This is a genomic window from Nocardia sp. NPDC050435 (assembly GCF_040655395.1).
Taxonomy (GTDB): domain Bacteria; phylum Actinomycetota; class Actinomycetes; order Mycobacteriales; family Mycobacteriaceae; genus Nocardia.
The window spans coordinates 820,856-839,297 of sequence record NZ_JBFAJW010000002.1; the positions used below are offsets into that span (position 1 = coordinate 820,856).

General features: G+C 66.8%; 21 protein-coding genes. 16 read left to right on the forward strand and 5 right to left on the reverse strand.

From position 1 onward, the window contains the following. The 9 genes from AB0I43_RS08175 to AB0I43_RS08215 all read left to right on the forward strand — a co-directional run bounded on the left by AB0I43_RS08175 (position 1) and on the right by AB0I43_RS08215 (position 7,048). A complete protein-coding gene (locus tag AB0I43_RS08175) occupies positions 1–1,071 on the forward strand; it encodes a hypothetical protein (protein ID WP_357431583.1) in 1,071 nt (356 codons plus the stop codon). Then, complete coding sequence (locus tag AB0I43_RS08180) at positions 1,071–2,120, forward strand: hypothetical protein (RefSeq protein ID WP_356972167.1); 1,050 nt, start codon at positions 1,071–1,073, stop codon at positions 2,118–2,120. Before AB0I43_RS08175 ends, AB0I43_RS08180 begins: the two co-directional genes overlap by 1 nt. A 58-nt stretch (positions 2,121–2,178) precedes the next feature. Further along, entirely contained in the window at positions 2,179–3,462 is a 1,284-nt protein-coding gene (locus AB0I43_RS08185) for a hypothetical protein (RefSeq protein ID WP_356972168.1), read from the forward strand. After that, positions 3,462–3,887 carry a hypothetical protein gene (locus AB0I43_RS08190; RefSeq protein WP_356972169.1) on the forward strand — a complete coding sequence of 142 codons (426 nt, stop codon included), beginning with the start codon at positions 3,462–3,464 and terminating at the stop codon, positions 3,885–3,887. Before AB0I43_RS08185 ends, AB0I43_RS08190 begins: the two co-directional genes overlap by 1 nt. Positions 3,888–3,901: 14 nt before the next feature. Then, positions 3,902–4,267, forward strand: coding sequence for a hypothetical protein (locus AB0I43_RS08195; protein ID WP_356972170.1), 366 nt, complete (start codon positions 3,902–3,904; stop codon positions 4,265–4,267). A gap of 2 nt (positions 4,268–4,269) precedes the next feature. Continuing rightward, positions 4,270–5,556, forward strand: coding sequence for a hypothetical protein (locus AB0I43_RS08200; RefSeq protein ID WP_357431585.1), 1,287 nt, complete (start codon positions 4,270–4,272; stop codon positions 5,554–5,556). Beyond that, a complete protein-coding gene (locus tag AB0I43_RS08205) occupies positions 5,556–5,999 on the forward strand; it encodes a hypothetical protein (protein ID WP_356972172.1) in 444 nt (147 codons plus the stop codon). Before AB0I43_RS08200 ends, AB0I43_RS08205 begins: the two co-directional genes overlap by 1 nt. A gap of 210 nt (positions 6,000–6,209) precedes the next feature. Further along, the gene (locus AB0I43_RS08210; protein ID WP_356972173.1) at positions 6,210–6,389 is read left to right on the forward strand and encodes a hypothetical protein; all 180 of its coding nucleotides are present in this window, start codon (positions 6,210–6,212) and stop codon (positions 6,387–6,389) included. A gap of 80 nt (positions 6,390–6,469) precedes the next feature. Continuing rightward, positions 6,470–7,048, forward strand: coding sequence for an ImmA/IrrE family metallo-endopeptidase (locus AB0I43_RS08215; protein WP_356972174.1), 579 nt, complete (start codon positions 6,470–6,472; stop codon positions 7,046–7,048). Between the two features lie 65 nt (positions 7,049–7,113). Here AB0I43_RS08215 and AB0I43_RS08220 read toward each other — a convergent pair whose 3' ends face one another. Beyond that, positions 7,114–7,374, reverse strand: coding sequence for a hypothetical protein (locus AB0I43_RS08220; RefSeq protein WP_356972175.1), 261 nt, complete (start codon positions 7,372–7,374; stop codon positions 7,114–7,116). Between the two features lie 278 nt (positions 7,375–7,652). On the opposite strand from AB0I43_RS08220, the gene AB0I43_RS08225 reads away from it, so the two are divergent. From AB0I43_RS08225 to AB0I43_RS08245, 5 genes are all read left to right on the forward strand, one after another. Further along, the gene (locus AB0I43_RS08225) at positions 7,653–8,033 is read left to right on the forward strand and encodes a helix-turn-helix transcriptional regulator (RefSeq protein ID WP_356972176.1); all 381 of its coding nucleotides are present in this window, start codon (positions 7,653–7,655) and stop codon (positions 8,031–8,033) included. Positions 8,034–8,087: 54 nt separating this feature from the next. Further along, positions 8,088–8,513, forward strand: a complete 426-nt coding sequence (locus AB0I43_RS08230) for a hypothetical protein (protein WP_356972178.1) — start codon at positions 8,088–8,090, stop codon at positions 8,511–8,513. A 157-nt stretch (positions 8,514–8,670) separates the two neighbouring features. Beyond that, complete coding sequence (locus AB0I43_RS08235) at positions 8,671–9,432, forward strand: N-acetylmuramoyl-L-alanine amidase (protein WP_357431587.1); 762 nt, start codon at positions 8,671–8,673, stop codon at positions 9,430–9,432. A gap of 189 nt (positions 9,433–9,621) precedes the next feature. Further along, entirely contained in the window at positions 9,622–9,864 is a 243-nt protein-coding gene (locus AB0I43_RS08240; RefSeq protein ID WP_356972180.1) for a hypothetical protein, read from the forward strand. Positions 9,865–10,499: 635 nt separating this feature from the next. Then, positions 10,500–10,868, forward strand: coding sequence for a hypothetical protein (locus tag AB0I43_RS08245; protein WP_356972181.1), 369 nt, complete (start codon positions 10,500–10,502; stop codon positions 10,866–10,868). 83 nt (positions 10,869–10,951) lie between these two features. Here AB0I43_RS08245 and AB0I43_RS08250 read toward each other — a convergent pair whose 3' ends face one another. Both AB0I43_RS08250 and AB0I43_RS08255 read right to left on the reverse strand, forming a co-directional pair. Then, the gene (locus tag AB0I43_RS08250; RefSeq protein ID WP_356972182.1) at positions 10,952–12,034 is read right to left on the reverse strand and encodes a DUF4185 domain-containing protein; all 1,083 of its coding nucleotides are present in this window, start codon (positions 12,032–12,034) and stop codon (positions 10,952–10,954) included. Between the two features lie 127 nt (positions 12,035–12,161). After that, on the reverse strand, positions 12,162–13,988 hold the full coding sequence (locus tag AB0I43_RS08255; protein ID WP_356972183.1) for an acyl-CoA dehydrogenase: 1,827 nt from the start codon (positions 13,986–13,988) through the stop codon (positions 12,162–12,164). A 291-nt stretch (positions 13,989–14,279) separates the two neighbouring features. Between AB0I43_RS08255 and AB0I43_RS08260 the strand changes: the two genes are divergently transcribed. Next, positions 14,280–14,876 (forward strand): alpha/beta family hydrolase, encoded by a 597-nt coding sequence (locus tag AB0I43_RS08260; RefSeq protein WP_356972185.1) that lies wholly within the window; start codon positions 14,280–14,282, stop codon positions 14,874–14,876. A 3-nt stretch (positions 14,877–14,879) separates the two neighbouring features. Here the strand turns inward: AB0I43_RS08260 and AB0I43_RS08265 are convergent, their stop codons facing one another. After that, on the reverse strand, positions 14,880–15,569 hold the full coding sequence (locus tag AB0I43_RS08265) for a class I SAM-dependent methyltransferase (protein ID WP_356972186.1): 690 nt from the start codon (positions 15,567–15,569) through the stop codon (positions 14,880–14,882). Between the two features lie 116 nt (positions 15,570–15,685). On the opposite strand from AB0I43_RS08265, the gene AB0I43_RS08270 reads away from it, so the two are divergent. Next, a complete protein-coding gene (locus tag AB0I43_RS08270; protein WP_356972187.1) occupies positions 15,686–17,119 on the forward strand; it encodes an alpha/beta hydrolase in 1,434 nt (477 codons plus the stop codon). Between the two features lie 56 nt (positions 17,120–17,175). Here the strand turns inward: AB0I43_RS08270 and AB0I43_RS08275 are convergent, their stop codons facing one another. Then, positions 17,176–18,264 (reverse strand): DUF4185 domain-containing protein, encoded by a 1,089-nt coding sequence (locus AB0I43_RS08275; RefSeq protein WP_356972276.1) that lies wholly within the window; start codon positions 18,262–18,264, stop codon positions 17,176–17,178. Positions 18,265–18,442: the final 178 nt, after the last annotated feature.

Sequence of the window (18,442 nt, forward strand, 5' to 3'; positions counted from 1 at the left end):
ATGTCCACTATCAAGCAGTATTTCGACTCCACGCTGATTCGCGGGATCGACGAGAACCTGGGCGAGCCGGGCTTGGTGCAGTCGTTTCACGGCACGCCTGGCGATGGCTCCCTCGAGCTGATGACGGGCACGCCCGGCGCTACCGGGCCGCGTGGTCCCGCAGCACACCGGTTCCGCTGGGAGGGCGATATCGCGGATCCGGCGGCACTGTCCGCGCTCACCCCGAAACTGGGCCCCGCCCACGCGGGCCGCGCCTGGCGGGTGAAGTCGACCAACACGCTGATGTACTGGAACGGAACCTCTTTCGAGTCCTTCGCCGATGCGTTCGGTGCCGCGGGCCCGGATGGCCGTAGCAGCACGATCAGTATCGGAACGGTCACCACCGGCACGGTGGACAGCGATCTCGAAGTCACTGTCACCGGCACGCCGCCGGAGCTGACACTGCATTTGAAGGTTCCGCGCGGCATCCCCGGCCAGAAAGGGCCGAGTGGCGGGCCGGGCCCGCTGCGCGAGGCGCCCGACTACACGAATGGGGTGCACGCCGACCGGGCAGTTCCGGTGTGGAATGCGAGCACTGGAAAATGGACGCCGCGACCTCATCCGGGTTTGCGCGGCCCCTGGTCCATCGTCGAAGCGTCCGCGTGGGACGGTGGCCCCGGTTTCGCGGCCACCCAGATCAATGTGGCCACCAGCCCGAATACCGTTGCCATGCTGAATATCCCGGCGCAGAACACCGCATGGCGTCCCGTCATCGCCGGCGGTGTCGTCGTCCGGTCCTATGGTGAGAACTTCGCCTACCGCATCGACGCCGAGGTCCGTATCGGTTCGATCAGCGGACAGATCATCGCGCTGGGCGCGGGGCTTCCCTTCGCCACCGATTCCTACGCACGGTTCCAGCCCTATTTCGGCGTCAATGCCATGACACCGGACAGCGCGGCCGGGGTCATTCCCGCGAATACCGCCGTGACCTTGTATGTCGTGCTGCGACGCGTCGCGGAGGGCAGCGGGAACTACAACTACAACATGCCCGGAGCCCACATCACATGCTGGGCCAAACCCGTGGGGATCTGATGACCGACAGCCAAAACGCCGACAACGCGGTCGTTTTCGACGACGCGGTGATGATCACGATGCGGGGCGTCTCCGACTCCGTCGGCTTGCCCTACACCGTGAACCCGATGCAACTGCTCGACCGCGAGGTGCTGATCGAACTCCGTGAGGGTCCGGCCGGGCCCTCGGGCGCCGCCGGTGAAACCTCGTGGCCGTGGCGCTGGCAGGGCGATATCGCCAACCCGGCCGCGCTCGCCGACCTGCGATCGACCGCGGACGACGCGGGCAAAGCGTGGCGGGTTGTTTCGGAGAACGCGATCTATTTCTGGACCGGCATGGAGTTCATCGCCTTCCGTGATGCCTTCGGTCAGGTCGGCAGGCCGGGCACGCCGAATGTTCTCACCGGTTCCGGTGTTTCGCTTCCCGCCGACGCTCAGGCAACCGCTCGCATGATCGGCGCCGCACCGAACCAGCAGCTGGAAATCGGTTTTCCGCGCGGCGTCCCGGGACCGATCGGCGATCCGGGACAAGCGGGAGCCATTCGCGACGCTGCCGACGTGCGAATCGCGAACGATCGCGAACTCGGGCGGGATTACATCTTGGCCTGGGATGCGACGCTGAGCGCGTTCCGGCCCACGCCGAGCCCGCGGCTGGGCGGCCCGTGGGCGATCGCCAGCGCGCAGTTCGCGGGCGGCTCGAATATTACCCAGGCCTCGCGGGCATTGGCGACCATCACCATCCCGGCGCAGCCCCTCGATTGGCGACCGGCCGTACAGGGGAGCATTCGGGTGTCCGGCAGCGACCTGGCTCGCTGCGATATCGAAGTCCGGCTCGGCGCGCCCGACGGGCCCATGGTCGGGCACGGTTTCGGACGGGCGAGCACCAATGATCAGCTGGTGCTGATCGGTCCGAAGTTCGAATACCCGCTGTCACCGCAGTCGCGCATCGGAGTCGTCCCGACCAACCAGACGACAACCCTGTATGTGCTCGCCCGGCGAGTATTCGGGACCGGTGCGTACACCATTCGCACCGACGGAGCCCAATTGGTCGTCTATGCCCAGCCCGTATAGGCCGCCCCTTCGCCGTCCCGGCGCGGCCGGGATCTCTTCTTCTCGAAAGGCCTGATAGATGGCCAGTTTGCCATTGAAATACGGAAAGGTCGTCGGCCGCTTCCTCGCGAATGTCATCGACGGACCCGATATCGACGACCGGCCCGAGTTCCTGCCACTGGCCGGTACCATCACCTTTACCGCCGCCGCAGCGAAAGTGCTTGTGTCGGAGGCAGGTACGGGGCCGGTTACGTATGTACAGCTGCCCGAGTACTACGAGTGTGAACTCGACGAATTCGGCTACCTCACTTGGCGCGGAAGTCGTGGTATCCGCTTGGTCGCACCCACCCCGGACCTCAATCCGCGCGATTGGACCTGGCGGGCGAGCTTCGACCTCTCCTATGACGGTCGCCGAGTGCCGATGGATCCGTTCGATTTCCACGTGCCGGAATACGTCCCCGGACCGAACCCGGAGAGTCCCGACATCGGATCGACCGGATTGATCGACTTGACCCTGGTCGCGCCGGCCCCGCACAGCTCGGGAAATACCGTGGTGACGGGTCCACGCGGTGCGAATTTGCAGATCGACGGCCAAGTACCGACCTATGCCGAGCTGCCGCTAGCTCCGCAGGAAGGCGCGCAGTTCGTCGTCAAAACCGACGGGCTGCTCTACGCCTTCCATGCGGCGGAGGGCGGCTGGATGCCACAGGGACAGGGCGTCGGCATTCGTGGTCCGGTCGGAACCTCGCATTGGAACGACATCCAGAACAAGCCGTCCACGTTTCCGCCGGTCATCGGATCCAGTTCGAACTCCGCTGTCGCGGGCAACGATCTGCGCCTGACCGACTCGCGGACCCCGCTGCCGCATACCCACCCGCTGGCGCAGGTCAGTGATTCGACTGCGCTGGGCCGGTCCTTGATGTCCGCGAGTGATGCCGCGTCGGTCCGGTCGACACTCGGTGTGGTGGCCGGCAACGACACCCGGCTCGCCGATATCCGCACGCCGACCGCGGCCAGCCAAATCTACGACATCACCCTCAAATCTCATATGGGAACGCGGGTCGCGGGTGCGGGCAATGTCATGCCGGAAGGTCTGCGCATCGAGCGGCCTATTCAGATCACCGCGTTGACCTTCTTCGGAAACTCGGCGGGCACCAGCGATCTCGTTGTGGAGCTGCGTAAGAACGGAACCACGGTCGCGGGTACGTCGGTGGCTGTGCCGGCGACCAATCATGTGCTCGGCAAAACCGTGACCGGCACCTGGAACTTCGCCGAAGGCGAGCGCCTGACCGTGCACATCACCACCGCCGATGCCAATGCCGGCATCGGCCTGCAGGTGAGCATGAAGGGCACGACACTCTGATGCGGCACGTAATCGTCGCGGGTGCGCAACCTTTCCGTCCCTCGGGGATCACCAAAGACGGCCAGCAACAGCTGACTTCGAGCTGGCGCGATATCGGCGGCTGGATCGCCGACAGCACTCTTCCTGGTTCGGCTGTGAGCGGCAACGGTGTCCTTGCCCAGGGTGCCGAGTCCAAAGCGCGGGTGACCGCGACAATTCCGTTCCAGATTGCCACCGGAAGCGGCGGACCGTCGCAGGCCGTGCGATTGCTCGTCAACGATGCCGTAGTCGCCACCGGGTCAACCGTCGGCGGGTGGAGCGGGACACTCACCGCCACCGTGACCGTCGCCCTGGACGTAGGTGACCGGGTCACGGTCCAGGGGTGGTCCACGCACGGCGCCTGGGTGCTGTCCGGCACCGGCACCACGCTGCGCATCGCGAAATAGAATTGGAGTTGGCCATGGCCAGAATCCATCGGGCCGAGATCCCGATCAGCAACGACTGGTCGGAGATCCTGCTTCCACAGGGAAGCGAAATCTTCTGGGTTCGTAACGAATCCGGTCGCATGATCACCTTCTGGACAGTGCCGAGCGGCCCGGCGGACGAGCTCCAGAGCTGGACGGTCCGGCTCGGAACGCTGCCCGACCCACCCGGTCCGCCTGGGCTTCCGCCGACCGGGGTGACCGAGATCCCTGATGCGACGCCGTTCTACGGCAGCGGCGTGCTGCTCTGGGTGCGGCAGCCGCCCGCGCCACCGAGTGCCGAGCCCCCACCTGCCGAGCCAGACGACAGCACGGCGGCCGTCTCGCAAACTGAAAGGTCTTGACCGTGGCTGATTTGCCTCCTCTGAAGTACGGAAAGGTTGTCGGGCGCTTCCTCGCCAATATCGTCGACGGCCCCGATATCGACGATCTTCCCGAGTTCCCGCCACTGACGGGCACGGTGACGTTCACCGCCGGCGCACCGAAAGTCTTGGTTGCCCAAGCGCAGCCCGCCCCGGCCACCTACGTGCAGTTGCCCGAGCACCACGAGTGCCATCTCGATGAGAGCGGCTACCTGAGCTGGCGTGGCGGTCGTGGCGTGCGACTGGTCGCACCGAGTCCGGCCACCAATCCGACGGACTGGACCTGGCGGGTTTCGTTCGACCTCTGGTTCGACGGACGCCGGATCCCGATGGACGCCTTCGATTTCGAACTACCAGAGTATGTGCCGGGCATCGACCCGGCCGATCCCGATTCGGGCTCGACCGGTTTGGTCGACCTGACCTTGGTATCGCCGGTACCGGGCAGCGGTGGCACCGGCGTCGTCGCCGGTCCGCGCGGCGACGGTCTCCGGATCGACGGCCAGGTAGCGACCTACAGCGCGCTACCTGCCGGAGTCGGCGAGGGCGCACAATATGTGGTTCGCGCCGATGGACTGCTGTACGTATTCCATGCCGCCGCCGGTGGATGGCCGGCGACGGGTCAGGGAATCGTCATTCGCGGTCCTGCGGGTTCCTCGAAGTGGGCCGATATCGTCGGCAAGCCCGAGACTTTCGCACCGATCATCGGGCCGGGTGCGACGGCCGCGGTGGCCGGGGACGACCCCCGGCTGCACAATCCCCGGACACCGGTTGCACATTCACACTCGGCAGCAGCTCTGAGTGACGTCACGGACCTGGGACGCGCACTGCTCCTAGCCGCGGACGCGTCCGCCGCTCGCATGGCGTTGAATGCGGTGGGCACCAACGACACCCGGCTTTCCGATGCGCGCCGGCCGACGCCCGCGGGCCAGGCCTACGACATCGCCTTCAAATCCCACATGGGAATCCGGGAGGCGGGCGCGGGCAATGTCAAGGCCGAAGGGCTGCGCATCGAACGCGATTTCACCGTCCAGGCGGTGACCTACCGGGGGGAGACGGCCGGCACCGGCAATCTCACCGTGGAGCTGCGTCGCAACGGCGTCGCGGTCGCGGGCACGTCCGCCGTGATCGCGGCGGCCAACCACAACAAGGACACCACTGTCACGGGTACCTGGAATTTCGTGGCCGGGGATCGGCTCACGGTGCACATCACCGCCGTCGACAGCCCCGCCGGTGATGGTTTGCAGGCCAGTCTGAAAGGCGTGACCGTCTGATGCCGCACCTCGCCGTCACAGGTCCGTTGATGCTGGCGCCGATGGGGATGGACAAGAACACCAACCAGACCGTCAAAGCCGCCACGGTCAATCAGCAGCTGATCAACTGGGTGAACCGGTCCGGCTTCGGGCGGACCCGGATCGTCGACAACGCACTGGTGATGAACGCCGCCGGCAGGGTGCGGGTCCGCTGCGGTGTGCAGCTGACCGCGGTCTGGTCCAGTTTCGATTCGGAGCTGAGCGTCAGCCTGATGCACAACACCACCGTCCTGCGGACCGCGAAGTTCGCCGATACCGCCGTGCTGACGCTGCCCGAAACGCAGCTCGATGTGCGTGGCGGTGACCAGCTGTGGATCCGGATGACCAACGCCGGAGGTGTCTTCAACGGGGATGCCGTCGTGAAGGCGGGGAACGGCACGTTTCTCACCAGTGAGCTGGGCTGATCCGGCGGCATCCGCTGTACGGAATTGCTGGATCACGGAACTATCAAGCCGTGCTCCCGAAAGCCGTTGCGGCATCGATGATTCGATGACACGACATTCTGAAATGCACCCAGGTCGCTTGAATCTTCGTGGGCAGGCTGACCTGGGGCGCAATGTCGGTCGGCCCGTGCGACAAGGGAGGTCCGATTAAGGGGCAGTATGCTGGCTCGCATGACGTTCGAGCTCGATCCGCACTGGCCTGAGGACTCCGATGGTGGCCTTGCTGCGCCGTGGGATGACGAGCAGGCCACGGCACCGCAGAAATTGGTCCGGGTGCAGGCCGGCGATCTTTCCGACTTGAATCAGCACGATAAATGCCTCATCGATGAGTTCCTCGCCACACTGCGGTAACGACGTCCGGCGGTGAGTCGAACAGGGAAGCTGCGTAATAGGGTTTCGTAGATATCGAGTGTCGAAGAGGTGTCAGCATCATGCCCGGTCGCAGAGCTAAGGCCAGGTACGATGCTCGCACACACGCCGCGAAACTCGATATCACGATCGCCGATCTGGCATTCGATTCCGAGATCGTCATCTGGGATCCGGAGCACCGCGCCATCATGATTACCGCGGAGTTGTCCGCGGTCGATCGCCGGGAAGGCTTGGCGCATGCTGTGGCACATGCGCAATTGGAACACACCGAGAGCGTTCGTAAAGCCCGCATGGGAAGAGAGTCCCGGCTCAGTACCGAACTGTGTGTTTACGAGGTGGCGTGCCGAAATCTGGTACCTGTGGACGAGCTCAAGGTGGCCCTGTCGCGATACCGTGGCATCGAAGAAGCCGCGGAATGGCTTCAGGTGAACCCTGATACCGTCCGATACAGATTGCGTACGCTTTCCCGGTCCGAACGCAGGGAAATACCGGCCGATAATGTGAATCGACTGAATTGGTCCGAGGTCGGCGAGGATCCGCTGCCGGTGAGTTGTATATGGACCGAAGCCGAACCGGTGCCGATACGCCGGAAGTTCTCCGAGGCTCTGCGGACGGCCATACCCGACATCATCGCGCGCTGAAACCGGCTGCGCGAGTTCGTGGCCGATGCCGGGCCCGGGAATGCCCGGCATTTCGGCGTGCGGGTCTAAGCGATCAGCTCCAGCGACACATCGGGGTTGTATCGCACATACACGGTGCCGCCCCGCACCTCGGATTCGAAGCCGGACCCGAACGCCGCGCTCATTCCGTTCCGCAGCCGGTGCTTGGTGGAGTGCGGCGACCGGGTGGGCCACGGGTATCTGGCCCACTGCCCGGGATGTCGGCGCAACTCGGCCGCGAACTCGCGGTTGGCGCGCTCCCGTGCCCGGGTCTGTGGCGCGGGCAGCTCGGTGTAGAAGTCGGACATGGCATCCTCCGGAAGAACATGCGGTCCGAAATGACCGCGACCAGCACGAACAGTGCGGCGTGACAGACCGTGGAGGCGGCGCCCCCTTGCAACGATGCTAGATACAGTGCATGCAATCTGCAAGTGATAGGCCTGGTCCTTGATGTCCGATTCTGGGGTGGATCTAGTGATGAAGTGTTGAAGCACAGGTAGATACCCATGTAGCGAGTCGACTAAACCCCGAGTGGCGGTGCATACAGCTGTATGTGTAAATGCAGGTAATGGCCTAGTATGTCTGCATGAGCAGTCGTCAAAGCGCCCCGGTGCCGAGGGAGATCAGCGCGGCGATCCGGGAAGCCCGGCAGGTCAAAGGCCTGTCTCGTGACGCCGCGGCGCGGGAGGCCGGCATCAGCGTCAGCTTGTGGACCCAGGTTGAGCTCGGCACGCAGTACAAGGGGGAGAAGAAGGTCGTCGTCCGAACTACCGCAAGAACTTTGCAGGCCATGGCTATGGCTGTGGGGATCGATCCGAGTCCGCTGCTGCGCCGGACCGGCTTCGAGGGGCCGGCCTCGGCGGAGGTGCCGAATCGGCGCCTCGGTACTGCGATCGACCTGTCCGGACTGTCCGACGACGATCTCGGCAAGGTGGCCGCGTTCGTGGCGGGTCTGCGCGCCCGCTGAACAAATGCAACCTTCGTTGTATGCAATTTCTGGAAGCTGTTGTAACCTCGCGGTGTGATTCAGCAACCACCTTGCGTCGGCCGGCCCGGCTTCCTGCAGCCCGACGACGTGTTGAATTGGCACGAGCTGCCGGAAACGGCCGCGGCGCAGGCGCTTTGCCGGGAAAGGTGCCCACGTGACACCTTTCTGGCCTGCGCCCTTTCGGCATTGACCGCCGGGGCCGGCAGCGGCGGCGATCGACAGCGCGCCGCCGACGGTGTGGTGATGGCCGGGATCGCTTGCCGCGGTGACGATCTCACGGTCAAGGCGCTACGCAATGTGATCAAGGTCCACACTCCCGTACCGGCCCGCCGGCCCGCCGCCTGTCTCTCCTGCCACCGCCCCATGACCACACGGCATCGGAAGCTGCCCGGTCATGTCATCCATGAGGCAGGCGGGCATTGCACCCGATGCCGCAGAGGGCAGCAGCGCGCCGCCTGATCCAGGCTCGCCCCGCCCGTTGGCCTCCCGCGCCCGCTCCCCGCGTTCGCGCGGTCGCAGGCCGACGGACGCCGGGGCGTTCGACGGCCCCACCCGTGCTTTCACCGCGGGTGGGGCCGTCGCCTTTCCATACGACGATTCGACGAAGGACACCATCATGTCTTGGACCGGCGACCCGGTATGGCTCGCAGATGTATTGCGCGAAGCCGGATTACGAGTGATCGAACACGAAGGCTGGCGCGGGCGCGGGCACGGCGACTTCGCCGACATCCGCGGCGTACTCTGCCATCACACCGCCGGCGGCAGCCACAACGACTGGCACATCGTCCAATACGGGCGGTCCGATCTGGCCGGGCCGCTGGCGCAACTGGTGCTGGAGCGGGACGGCACGTTCCGCGTCATCGCGGCCGGAGTGTGCTGGCACGCCGGGCGCGGCGCCTGGCCCGGCTGGCCGACCAACAACGCCAACTACCACGTGATCGGCATCGAAGCCGTCTCTCGCGGTGACGGGACCGACTGGACCCCAGCGCAATTGGATGCATACAAGCGTGGCTGTGCCGCGATTCTGCGCCGCGTCGGCCGCACGGCCGCGGACTGCGTCGCACATCGCGAATACAGCAGCGAAGGAAAAATCGACCCCGCCGGCATCGACATGGACGCCTTCCGTGCCGATGTGCAGGCCTTCATCGAAGGAGAGGACGCACCGATGAGCGCCTCGGAAGTCAACCAGATCCAGCATTTCATCGCCGAGTTCTGTGGTCCGATCGGCAGCGACGTCAAGGACCTCCGCGAGCAGCTGTGCGGCCACGCGCAGCGCGATCGGGGTGAGTACGGCGGCTGGCCGCAGCTCGGTGGTCGCACCGTCGTCGACGCGCTCGGCGAGATCCTCACCCGGCTCGACGAACTCGAAGCCCGATAAGACCACATGCGGCAGGCCCCCGGACAACCTCCTGGGTAATAGAGCGGGTTCAGAGCCCGCCGCATGCTCGCCTCCAGCGCGCCCGTCTCCCGCGGGTGGTACGCGGTCGCAGACGTCAGTGCTGCGCGGAGGCGTCTCGGCCCCGCCCCCGAACCGGGGGCGGGGCCTTCTACGTAAAAGGAGCACCCCATGAATCTTCTCGACGGTTTCGCCAAGGCCCCGGAACCCGCGCTGGTCCGCTCGGTCCTGGTCGCGCTCACCGGTGTCGCCGCCTATGCGCTCGGCCGGGAAGTGAGCACCGACTGGGTCGAAGCCGCACTGACGATCTACGGCCTGCTGACGCCCGTGATCGCCGGCGCGGCGATCCGGCCGGCAGTGACGCCCGTGGCCGGCGCTGCCCAGGCCGAGGAGGAGCTCTCTTCCGACATTTGAGCGCCGAGGTTCAGGTGCGGCGATGACCGCCCCTGATGGTCTCGTTCAGGTATCGCCGTCGGCACGTTGTCGCTGCGAGCGCGAAATCCGCAGTAGCTATCCCGAGAAAGCCCGGGCCCGTAACGGGCCCGGGCTTTTTTGTTTTCGGCGTTATACGTAACTAGTCCGGCATTCGGAAGCGCCAATCGGGTACGGACACAGAGCGTTACAGGTTCATTATTGTGAAAGATGTCTCATTGTAGCCTGCTGATAGCTGTGGTCGGCGCCGAAGGCCATGAAGTTGGGGGGCTGGCAGAATCTCCTGGTCGTCGCAGTGCCTCCCGCTTCGATTGCCGGATTGCGCAACATCTCACAGCTCGGATGCGTGAGGTGTGCGCCACGTCCTCGAGGTTTACCGCTTATCTGGACTGGGTATCAACAGTTTTCGCATTTCTTGCCTGCTGGATGGGAAACTTCCGCGGCGGACTCGGGTGCAGTGGTGCCGAGGATTCAAAATGAAAAACCCGTTATTGCTGAGCAATTGCTTCCGAGCCAACGCTCCCGCTCGTAATCCGAAGCGCAACAAGTGTTGTGATAGACATGGCTGGTCGGCGACAAGAGGTAGCCGAAACAGCTTTTCTAGGGGAGTTCTAGCAATGCGTAAGATTCGTACGTTCGGTATCGCTCTGGCCGCGACCGGCCTCCTGTTCGCCGGTGCCGGCGTCGCGTCCGCCGACGACGACACTCCGGTGGACACCGGTTCGGCCAAGCTGCTGACCACGCTGCTCACCGGCTCGGCCGGCGGCGGCACCGATACCGAAGAGGTCGCCGACGGCGACGACACTCCGGTGGACACCGGTTCGGCCAAGCTGCTGACCACGCTGCTCACCGGTTCCGCCGGCGGCGGCACCGATACCGAAGAGGTCGCCGACGAGGCCGACACCGGCTCGGCCTCCCAGGAACTCCTCGCGGCGCTCACCAAGCTCCTCACCGGCTCCGCGGGCACCTCGACCGAGACCGAGTAACACTCGCTCGGCCGGATTCGGCCCGCCATCTCGGCGAATGCCCCACTCCCTCAGGGAGTGGGGCATTTTCGTTTCTGCCGGTTCTACAGCGCGGTGCGCATGAGAATCACGTTGTACTGACTGTGCACCGTGGTCAAGAAGTACAGATCGCTGCCGGTCTGGTACGGGAAGATCATCGGGGCATAGGCGGTGGGCAGTTCACCGGCGGTGATGAGCACCCGGGGCTCGCCCCACGGCCCCTCGGGTGCGGGCGCGGTGCGCATGACGACGGAGTTCGCCGGATCGGTGGTCAGCATGACGAATTGCCCGAGGTACTGGTTCCACATCACCGACTGCTCGGCGACGCCGCCCACGATCGGGGCCGCGGCCTTCACATCCGGCTTCCACTCCTTGCCGTCCCAGTACTTGTAGGCGTCCAGGTTCGCGATATCGGGTTCCGGTGCGCGCGAGATGAATCCGGGATTGTCGCGGCCCGCGGGCGTGCCGTACCGGTAGACGAACCCGTTGCTCTTGACGAACGCGTTCTGCTGGAAGTTCTCGAATCCGTCGACGTTCGCGCGCCGGGTGTTGGGCAGCTGGACCCAGGTCTGGCCGCCGTCGCCGGAGACGGCGAGGGTGGAGAAGTTGGTGGCCCACTTGCCGTGGTCCAGCCATTCCCGCACCGACATCATGCTCATGTACTGGACGCCGCCGACCGAGATGCCCGCGGTCGGGATGAGGCTGATCTCGATGCCGGGGATCTTGGGGCTGGGCAGCGGATTCGGGACCACGCTGTCGAAATAGATGCCGTTGGACGGATCGTGGGTGCTGCTGCGGAACAGCATGTTCGAACTCCACGCCCACCAGCTGCCGGCGAGCAGGTTGGGCATGCCAAGGCCCGCGCTGTCGCCGAAGGCGGTGATCATGCGCCCGGCGCCGTCGTCCCACATGATGCCCAGGTCGGTGCCGATCATATTGACCTTTTCGGTCTTGTTCGGGCTGTCCATGCCGGTCATCTGGAAGACGGCCTGGGTAGCGCCCGGCAGCTTGGGCAGCCCCTGCCAGCCGTTGAGCACCGGGATCGGGTTGATGTTGTTGGGATCGGCGCTCGATGGTCCGGCGATTACCAAGCTCAGCGCGGCTACGGCAGCACCGGTTCTGGTCAGTACGGCGAGCGATCGTTTCATCCGGACGTTCCCCTTCTGTGGCGCGCGGGTCAGCCCGATCATTGTGCCCGCTTCGCACCGCGATGTGCGGACGCAAAACGGCCCGGGGCGTAAACCCCGGGCCGTGTGCCTAGTGGATCCGGCTACCTCAGAAGGCGGCTTCGTCCAGTTCCATGATGTCGTTGTCCAGGTTGGCCAGCACCGCGCGGGTGGCGGTCAGCTCCGGCAGGACGTTGCGCGCGAAGAACTGCGCGGTCGCGACCTTGCCGTGGTAGAACGCCTCGTCCGAGCCGTTGTCGAGCGCCTTGATGGCGACCTCGGCGCCGCGCAGCAGCTGCCAGCCGATGAGCAGGTCACCGACCGACATCAGGAAGCGCACCGAGCCCAGGCCGACCTTGTAGAGCTCCTTCGGGTCCTGCTGGGCGCCCATCAGGTGCCCGGTCAGGGTGGCGGCCATGGCCTGCACGTCCTCGAGCGCGGTGGCCAGCAGCTTGCGCTCGGCCTTGAGCCGGCCGTTGCCCGCCTCGGACTCGATGAACTTCTGCACCTGCCCGGCCACGTGGGCCAGGGCGACGCCGCGGTCGCGGGCGATCTTGCGGAAGAAGAAGTCCTGCGCCTGGATCGCGGTGGTGCCCTCGTAGAGCGAGTCGATCTTGGCGTCGCGGATGTACTGCTCGATCGGGTAGTCCTGCAGGAAGCCCGAGCCGCCGAAGGTCTGCAGCGATTCGGTCAGGTACTGGTAGGCCCGCTCGGAGCCGACACCCTTGACGATCGGCAGCAGCAGATCGTTCACGCGGAACGCGGTGTCCTTGTCCGCACCGGAGACCAGCTCGGCGATGTCGTCGTTCTGGTGCGCGGCGGTGTAGAGGTAGATCGCACGCAGGCCCTCGGCGTAGGCCTTCTGCAGGGCCAGCGAGCGCCGCACGTCCGGGTGGTGGGTGATGGTGACGCGGGGCGCGGCCTTGTCGGTCATCTGGGTCAGGTCCGCACCCTGGACGCGCTGCTTGGCGTAGTCCAGCGCGTTCAGGTAACCGGTGGACAGGGTCGCGATGGCCTTGGTGCCGACCATCATGCGGGCGTTCTCGATGACGTCGAACATCTGCGCGATGCCGTTGTGCACCTCGCCGACCAGCCAGCCCTTGGCGGGCACGCCGTGGCCGCCGAAGGTGACCTCACAGGTGGCCGAGACCTTGATGCCCATCTTGTGCTCGACATTGGTGACGAAGACGCCGTTGCGGTCGCCCAGGGTCTCGGTCTCGAAGTCGAAGTGCCACTTCGGCACGTAGAACAGCGACAGGCCCTTGGTGCCGGGGCCGGCGCCCTCGGGGCGGGCCAGCACCAGGTGCATGATGTTCTCGAACAGGTCGTCGGAGTCGCCCGAGGTGATGAAGCGCTTGACGCCCTCGATGTGCCACGAGCCGTCCTCCTGCTTGACCGCCTTGGTGCGGCCGGCGCCGACGTCGGAGCCGGCGTCCGGCTCGGTCAGCACCATGGTGGCGCCCCAGTTGCGCTCGGCGATGGTGGCGGCCCACTTCTTCTGCTCTTCGGTGCCGTTGTTGTAGAAGACCTCGGCGAAGCCGGCGCCGGCGGCGTACATCTGCGCGGGCGGGTTGGCGCCCAGGATCATCTCGCCCAGGGCCCAGCCGATGACGCTGGGCGCGCCCAGGCCGCCGAGCTCCTCGCGCACCGGGACCTTGGCCCAGCCGGCGTCTTCGAGCGCCTTGTAGGACTTCTTGAAGGACTCGGGGAGGGTGACGGTGTGGGTGTTCGGGTCGAAGACCGGCGGGTTGCGGTCACCGTCGACGAAGGAGTCGGCCAGCGGGCCCTCGGCCAGGCGCCGGACCTCGTTGAGCATTTCCTTGACGGTGTCGGTGTCCAGGTCGCCGTAGGCGCCGCTGTCCAGCAGGGAACCCAGGCCCAGCACCTCGAAGAGGTTGAATTCGAGGTCGCGGACGTTGCTCTTGTAGTGACCCATGTTGTCTCTCGCTCTCCATTGAGTCGGGTGCGGTCGGTGGTCTACCGTTCCCGCCCGTTGTGCGCCTACGGGTAGCCGTCGCTGCGGGCAGCTTGCTACTCGCGGGTAACTTACATGCCATATTACCGGCGGGTAATCAATGCGGCAAAGGCCCTGGCGCGCAATGTGACGCGAAAGACACTGCGGCGCATTGCCCCTGGTTGGGCTCGCGAGTAATGCGTGTTCAGCGCCTTGTCCGGGCCTCGGCCACGGCTTCGCGGGCTCTCGATTGCCGAACGGTTACGGTGAGACGTGCACATCGAGACGAGCGCCGGACCGGCCGAGATCGAGCTCGACAAGCCGCGTTCCCCCGCCTTCCTGCTCCTGCTGACGCACGGCTCCGGCGGTGGCGTCGACGCGAAAGACATTCTGGCGGTGCGGGATACCGCCCGCGGGTTGGGCGGGGCGGTGGCGCTGGTGACACAGCCCTACCGGGTCGCCGGCCGCCGGGCGCCCGGCGCCGCGGACAAGCAGGACGCCGCCTGGCTGGAGATCGTCGCCGCGCTGCGCAAGAAGGTGCGCAGCGCGCCGCTGATCCAGGGCGGGCGCAGCAACGGCGCGCGAGTGGCCTGCCGCACCGCCGTCGACGCCGGGGCGCGGGGCGTGCTCGCGCTGTCGTTTCCCCTGCATCCGCCCGGTAAGCCGGAGAAATCGCGGCGCGCGGAGCTGCTCGCGCCGGGCTCGATCCCGGTGGTGGTGATCAACGGCGGCAGCGATCCGTTCGGCATCCCGGAGCCGGCCGACGCCGCCGAGGTCAAGGTCGTCCCCGGTCAGCCGCACTCGTTCCGCACCGGATTCGACCTCATCCAGGCCACCGTCGAGCCGTGGCTGCGCGACTGGTCGAAGTAGCGATCAGGCGAGGTCGTCGCCGGGTTCCGGCGCCGGCCGGGTGGCCACCACCAGGGCGTCGATGGCGTCGCGGCCCTCGGTGGGCCGGTACACGCGGTCGGCCAGGCGAATGCGGATCCGGTGCGATTCCGGGCCCAGGTCGGCCGCGATGTCCTCGGGGGTGAAGAGGATCGACGGATCCTGCGGGCCGCCGTATCCCTCGGTGAGATTGCGGCTGTCGTGGCCGAGCACGAGCAGCGTGCCCTCGGGCGCGAGCAGGCTCGCGGCCTGCCGGACCACCGCGCGCCGCTGCTCGGCGGGCAGATGCAGGAAGACCATCAGCACCAGTTCGTAGGGCCCGGTGATCCCGGCCGCCGCCAGTTCGGTGACGTCGGCGCAGTGCCAGGCGATCCGGCCGCGCACCGAGCGTGACAGCCGGGTCGCGACCGTGCGCCCCTTGTCGATGCCGACCTGGGCGTAGTCGACGGCGTCGACCTGCCAGCCGTGCGTCGCCAGCCACAGCGTGTTGCGGCCTTCGCCGCAGGCCAGATCCAGTGCGCGCGGATGCTCGGGCGGCTCGCCGCCGGGTGTGTCGGGGCGCAGGGTGAGGCTGCGTTCCAGCCCGTAGACGTGCTCCACGACGGTGCTGTTCGGCGGCGCACCCCAGACCAGTTCACTCTGCGCGTACCGCGCGTCCCAATCGGCGGCTTCCATGGGTGCGAGTCTATGGGCCGCCCCGGTGCGGGTTCGCCGTCCAGTACCGCGGGGTGAGCCCGGTCTCCCTCGCCGGCGTGATGTGGCGCGGGGGAGCGCGATCCGATCATCGGGGCATGGTGTCACCTCGCAAGATCTCCGGCGCGCTGCTGGCGGCCGTGCTGGCCTGCGGCGCGCTCGCCGCGTGCACCGCCGCCGCGGCGCCGGAACCCACGCTGACCTGGCAGCCCTGTGCGGACAACGCCGCCCTCGAATGCGCGACGCTGCCGGTGCCCATCGACTGGGACGACCCCGCGGGTGAACGGGTCGGCATCGCCGTCATCCGGGACCGCGCCGACGATCCGGCCACCCGGGTGGGCACCCTCGTCTCGCTGCCGGGCGGCCCCGGCACCTCCGGAGTCGATCAGATCAGCCGTGGCGCACCGTTTTCCGCCACGCTGCGGGCCCGCTTCGACATCGTCAGCCTCGATCCGCGCGGGGTGGGGCGCAGCAACCCGGTGCGCTGCGACGCCGGACTCGCGACGGGGCGACCCGGTCTGGTCCCGGAGGCGGGCGGCCTGCTGACCGAAGTGCATTCCTATGCCAGGGATCTCGCGGCCAGCTGCCGCGAGCACACCGGCCCGCTGCTGGATCATCTCGACGCCGAGAGCGTCGCGCGCGACGTCGAGGCGCTGCGAATCGCGCTGGGGGAGCAGCAGTTCAGCCTCTACAGCCGTTCCTACGGCACCATGCCCGCGCAGCGCTACGCGGAGTTGTTCCCGAGCCGGCTGCGGGCCTCGCTCCTGGACAGCGTCGACGACCACAGTCTCGACGGCGCGGAATTCCTGGCGACCGAAGCGCGGGCCGGGGAGGACACCTTCGCCGAGTTCGCGGCCTGGTGCGCGCGGGACCGCGCCTGCGTCCTGCACGGCACCGAGGTGGCCGCGACCTATCGCGCGCTGTTCGCCGCCGCGACCCGCGGCGAACTCCGCGCGCCCACCGGCGCGGCGCTCGCGCCGATCGACCTCAGCACCAAGGTGACCCAGCGGCTCTACCGCCCGGAGTGGGCCGAACTGGCGAAAGACCTGCAAGCCCTGGCGGCGCACCCGCGGGGTCCGGCCGAGTCGCCCGCCCCGCCGCGCCGCACCGGCGTGATCGCGCCGTTCCCGCCGATCATCTTCTGCTCGGACTGGCGGTTCGACATCGCCGATCAGGAGCGGTGGAGCCGGCTGTGGCAGGAGCAACGCGCCAACGCGCCGACACTCGGCGCCCACTTCGCCTGGGGCGCAGCGAGTTTGTGTTCCGGCTGGCCGGTCGCCCCGCAGAACCCGCCGCACCGCCCGCAGATCACCGGCGGCCCGCCGATCCTGATCCTGAACTCCCGGCACGACCCGGCCACACCCCACGAGTGGGCGCTCCAGGTCGCGGCGCAGACCCCGCACGCCACGCTGCTCAGTTACGAGGGCTGGGGCCACGGCATCTACGACCGCACCCCCTGCACGATCGCCGCGGCGGATCGCTATCTGCTCGAGCTCCAGGTGCCGCTCGGCCCGTCCTGCCCGGCGGCTTGACGAAAAGGCAAACGGCCGCCCCGGTTTCCGGGGCGGCCGTCGGTTCGTGCGCTGGATCAGAGCCGGGTGCGCATCAGCAAGACGTTGTACTGGGTGTGCACCGTCGTGAGGAAGTACAGGTCGCGCCCGGTCTGGTACGGGAAGATCGACGGCGCGTAGGCGGTGGGCAGTTCGCGGGTGTCGATCAGCACCTCCGGCGGGCTCCACGGCCCCTCCGGGCTCGGCGCGCGCCGCATCACCACCGAGTTGAACGGATCGGTGGTGAGCGAAATGAACTGTCCGAGATAGTCGTTCCACATCACCGACAGTTCGCCGACGTTGCCCATGATCGGCGCGGCGGCGTTCACGTCACCGCGCCGCCACTGCTCGCCGTCCCAGTACTCGCGGGCGCCCAGATCGGCCATCGCGTCCTCGCGGACCCGGGCCACGAACGCCGGATTGTCGCGGCCGTCCGGGGTGCCGTACTCGTAGACGAAGCCGCCGGCCTTCAGGTAGGCGTTCTGCTGGAAGTTGGCGTGGCCGCCCGCGTTGGAGCGGCGGGTCTCCGGCAGCTCCAGCCAGGTCTCGCCGTTGTCGCCGGAGACCGCGAGACCGGAGTAGTTGGTGGTCCACTGCCCGACGTCGTCCCAGCTCGCCACCGACATCAGGCTCATGTACTGGGCGTTGTTGGCGGAGATGCCCGCGGTGGGGATGCGGCTGATCTCCAGCATCGGGATCTTCGGGCTGGCGATCAGGTCGCGGGCCTGTCCGAAGACGTCGCGGACGACGCTGTCGAAGTAGATCCCGTTGGCCGGATCCTTGGTGTGGCTGCGCACCAGGATGTTGCTGCGCCAGGCCCAGGTGCTGCCGGACAGCAGGTTGGGTAAGCCGATGCCCGCCGTGTCGCCGAAGGCGGTCAGCATTTCACCGTGGCCGTTGTCCCACATGATGCCCAGATCGGTGCCCAGCACGTTGTAGGTGTGCGTGCTGTTCGGGCTGGCCATGCCGGTCACCTGGAAGACGGCCTTGCTGCGTCCCGGTAGCTGGGGCAGCCCGTTGGTTCCGTTCAGGACCGGAATCGGATTGATGGCGTTCGGGTTTGCCGAGGCAGGGGTGGTGACCGTGAGTAGCAAGGCCGTGACACCCGCGACAGTCGACAGCAGGATGGAACCGGTCTTGTGCAAGTCGGTGGGGCCCTCCGGATCGCGCCGAAGCGGGCGCGCGGACACAAGACCTCGTTGTTATGTGTGTCGCGCCTCATTTCGACTGGCTGGCAAATCGACGAAATGCTAACAGCCGATCCGGGCGCAACTGTGTCGGGCATCACTATCATGCGAAATTGAT